We start from the raw sequence: 3,056 nt of genomic DNA on the forward strand, positions 1-3,056 counted from the left end.
TTCAAAATATGTATAAACATTTAGATATTCATCTTTCCTCCCTTTTACCTTCACAAGTGATTTGGAAGCAGGAAAAGCAGATTTATGCTCTTCCACCCACAAAGGCTCAAAACAGAATAACCGAGAGACAGCAGAGAAAATGGAGATTAATCTGTGGTGTCCAAGCTGCCCATCGTTCCGGAAAAACGATTTCCCGCATCTCTAGAGAGCTCTCTTTAGACCGAAAAACGGTTCAAAAATATCTAAAAACCAATCATCCTCCAGTAGATAAAAGAAAGAAAAAATCTGATCGATTAGAACCGTATAGACAAGAAGTAGAAGAAAGAGTAAAACAGGGAACGACAACAAGAAATTTGTATGAATATCTGTCTTCTATTGGATACGAGGGCACCTATTCTGCCCTTCGCAGCAGAGTGGAGAACCTTCGTAGAAATTTTAAAATAAATGGGGAGTACACTAAAGACTACAAAATATCCAGGAAAACCATCGCTCATTATGTTTGGAAAAGAGAAGAAAATCTAGGATCCAAGGAACAAGAAAGATTAAAGGCTTGCTTCTTACTTCACCCTGAACTTATAGAAATTCATTCCATCATTCAAAGGTACCGTCAGGCTATAAAGGAACAAAATTACTCTTTATTATTAGTTTGGCTAAAAGAAAGACTGACGAATAGGAAAAATGTCTTTTATTCCTATGCCGTAAGGCTTAGAAGTGACCTGCAAGCTATAAAACAATCGTTTCTCCTTCCTTACAGTAATGGTGTTCTCGAAGGGCAAGTCAACCGTTTAAAGACAATAAAGAGAATGATGTATGGACGTGCAGGTGTTCTTCTTTTAAGGAAGAGAATGCTTTATCAGCTATAATAAAGATAAAGCAAAATAAAATTAAGCGAAACCATCTGTGAATAATCACCAAAATTACGTAAGAACCATTTTAACATCGGCTTTAACACCATCATAATATGTACCCTATAGAATAGACACTAAAAAGTCTACCTATAGGGTACTTTTCTGTATATTGAAGAAAAATCGGGGATGATTTGAAGAATCCTCACGTTAAATCAGTAAGCCCAAAAGGAATTACCTATATGGATGAGTTCAAGCGTAGTTTTATCGATCATTATGATAATGGGAAACCGCCCAGGGAGATATTTGAGAAAGCAGGGTTCGATGTTGATCGGAATAGAACGAATTCATCAAAAGTGTTCAATTGTTCTTGACGGTTACAAATGCCACTTAACAATGGATTAAATACTCCAACATCGATCTTTATTCTCGTTTAATACTGCTGCAAGTCCACAAGATATAATTGTTTTCCCTACTCCAGTATCAGTTCCTGTTACAAATAAACCCTTCAATTAATCATGTTCAACTCTTTTCCAATTAAATTAAATGACTCTAACAAGTAATCTATTTCTTTAAAACTATGGTCAGAGGTGACAGTCAACCGAATGCGACTTTCTCCTATTGGTACTGTTGGTGGACGAATAGCAGGTGCGTATATTCCTTTTTCCTGTAGTCTGTTCGAAAATATTACAGCCATTTCGGTATCCCCAATGATCACTGGAATAATTGGTGTATAGTCCCCCTTCACGGTATAACCCATTTCTTCTAGACTAGTTTTTATCTGTTTTACTTTTGAAACCAACAGTTTGCGCTTTTCTTTACTATGTTCAATAATCTCCAAGGCTGCATACGAAGCAGCACAGATGGATGGTGGGATAGCTGTTTGAAAAATAAAAGTTCTAGCATGGTTTAGCAGAAAATCAATTAACACCTTCGAACCAGCTACAAAACCACCTTCCGTTCCAATGGCTTTGCTTAGAGTCCCAACCACTACATCAGGAAAAACAGCAAAATATTCACTAGTGCCCCTACCGTCATCTCCTAAAACACCGGTTGCATGTGCATCGTCAACGATAACGAAAGCATGATAGTGTTTAGCAAGTGACATAATCATATCAAGCGGCGCAATCGTACCATCCATACTAAATACTCCATCTGTTACAATAAAACGTCGCTGATAAGATTCTGTTTCTTTCAGCTTTTCTTCAAGATCATCCATATCAACATGGTTATAAATGACTGTGTCAGCTTTTGATAGATGGCAGCCATCAATAATACTCGCATGATTTAATTGATCGCTTAATAGTACGTCCCCTTTTTCAGGTAAAGATGACAGTACACCGACATTAGCTAAATAACCACTTGAAAGCAGAAGGGCTGCTTCCGTTTGCTTAAAGCTTGCGATTCGTTCTTCGAGCTTTTCATGCCATTCAGAATTCCCTGTAGTTAACCTTGAGCCACTACTTCCTACTCCAAAATCATGTAGTATCGTTCCTGCTGCGTTGACCAATCGTTTATCATTCGCCAGCCCTAAATAATTATTTGATGAAAAGACGATTTGTCTCTGACCATCTATAGACATTACAGGTCGAGGAGCTGTATTCATTGTTCGTAACTTTCGATACAAGCCAACCTCTTTCGTCTTGTCTAATCGTCGGTTTAACCATCCATCAAACTTGAACACTTGTTACCTCATTTGTTTCCTCAATAATTGCCTCTTTCATGATCGTTACCATTACTTTTAGTTCTTCCCTTGTACTGACAAGTGGAGGCATAAAGACAATGACATCGCCCAATGGTCTCGTTAGCATACCGAGCTCTCTCATCTTTAAGGAAAACTGATAGCCTACTCGTTTTTTAGAAGGATAGGCCTCTTTTGTTTCCTTTGAGTGATCAAGCTCTACTCCACACATAAAACCAAGCTGCCTGATATCTCCCACGTGAGGGAGTGATTGTAGCTCATTAAGGAGTAAATCTAGGTCCTCTGCTTTTTGGGCTACCTGTTCTACGATTTTTTCAGATTCAAACAAACGTAAATTTTCGATCTCAACCGCACATCCGAGCTGATTTCCCGTATAAGAATGGCCGTGGAACAAGGTTTTTAACTTTTCGTAGTCATCATAGAATGCCATGTAGATTTCTTCAGTTGTAAATGTTGCAGCTACTGGTAAATAGCCTCCTGAAATCCCCTTCCCAGCTGCCATCAAATCT

3 protein-coding genes and 2 pseudogenes are annotated in these 3,056 nt (G+C 38.3%); 2 read left to right on the forward strand and 3 right to left on the reverse strand.

Translation table 11 applies throughout. The annotated features are described in order from the left end of the window. The coding region (locus ABHN01_RS24990; protein WP_429877790.1) for a transposase at positions 1 to 863 on the forward strand (863 nt) is incomplete at its 5' end. A gap of 164 nt (positions 864 to 1,027) precedes the next feature. Beyond that, positions 1,028 to 1,177: pseudogene (locus ABHN01_RS24995) on the forward strand (IS3 family transposase); the annotation flags it as partial. Positions 1,178 to 1,200: 23 nt separating this feature from the next. Here the strand turns inward: ABHN01_RS24995 and ABHN01_RS25000 are convergent. From ABHN01_RS25000 to ABHN01_RS25010, 3 genes and pseudogenes are all read right to left on the reverse strand, one after another. Continuing rightward, a pseudogene (locus ABHN01_RS25000) lies at positions 1,201 to 1,357 on the reverse strand (AAA family ATPase); the annotation flags it as partial. Further along, entirely contained in the window at positions 1,354 to 2,529 is a 1,176-nt protein-coding gene (bioF, locus tag ABHN01_RS25005) for an 8-amino-7-oxononanoate synthase (protein ID WP_429877791.1), read from the reverse strand. The pseudogene ABHN01_RS25000 and the gene bioF, both read right to left, overlap by 4 nt. Beyond that, on the reverse strand, positions 2,516 to 3,056 hold a 541-nt coding region (locus ABHN01_RS25010; RefSeq protein WP_429877792.1), incomplete at its 5' end, for an aminotransferase class III-fold pyridoxal phosphate-dependent enzyme. The genes bioF and ABHN01_RS25010, both read right to left, overlap by 14 nt.

The organism is Fictibacillus sp. NRS-1165 (assembly GCF_050468105.1).
Taxonomy (GTDB): Bacteria; Bacillota; Bacilli; order Bacillales; family Fictibacillaceae; genus Fictibacillus_C; species Fictibacillus_C terrinigri.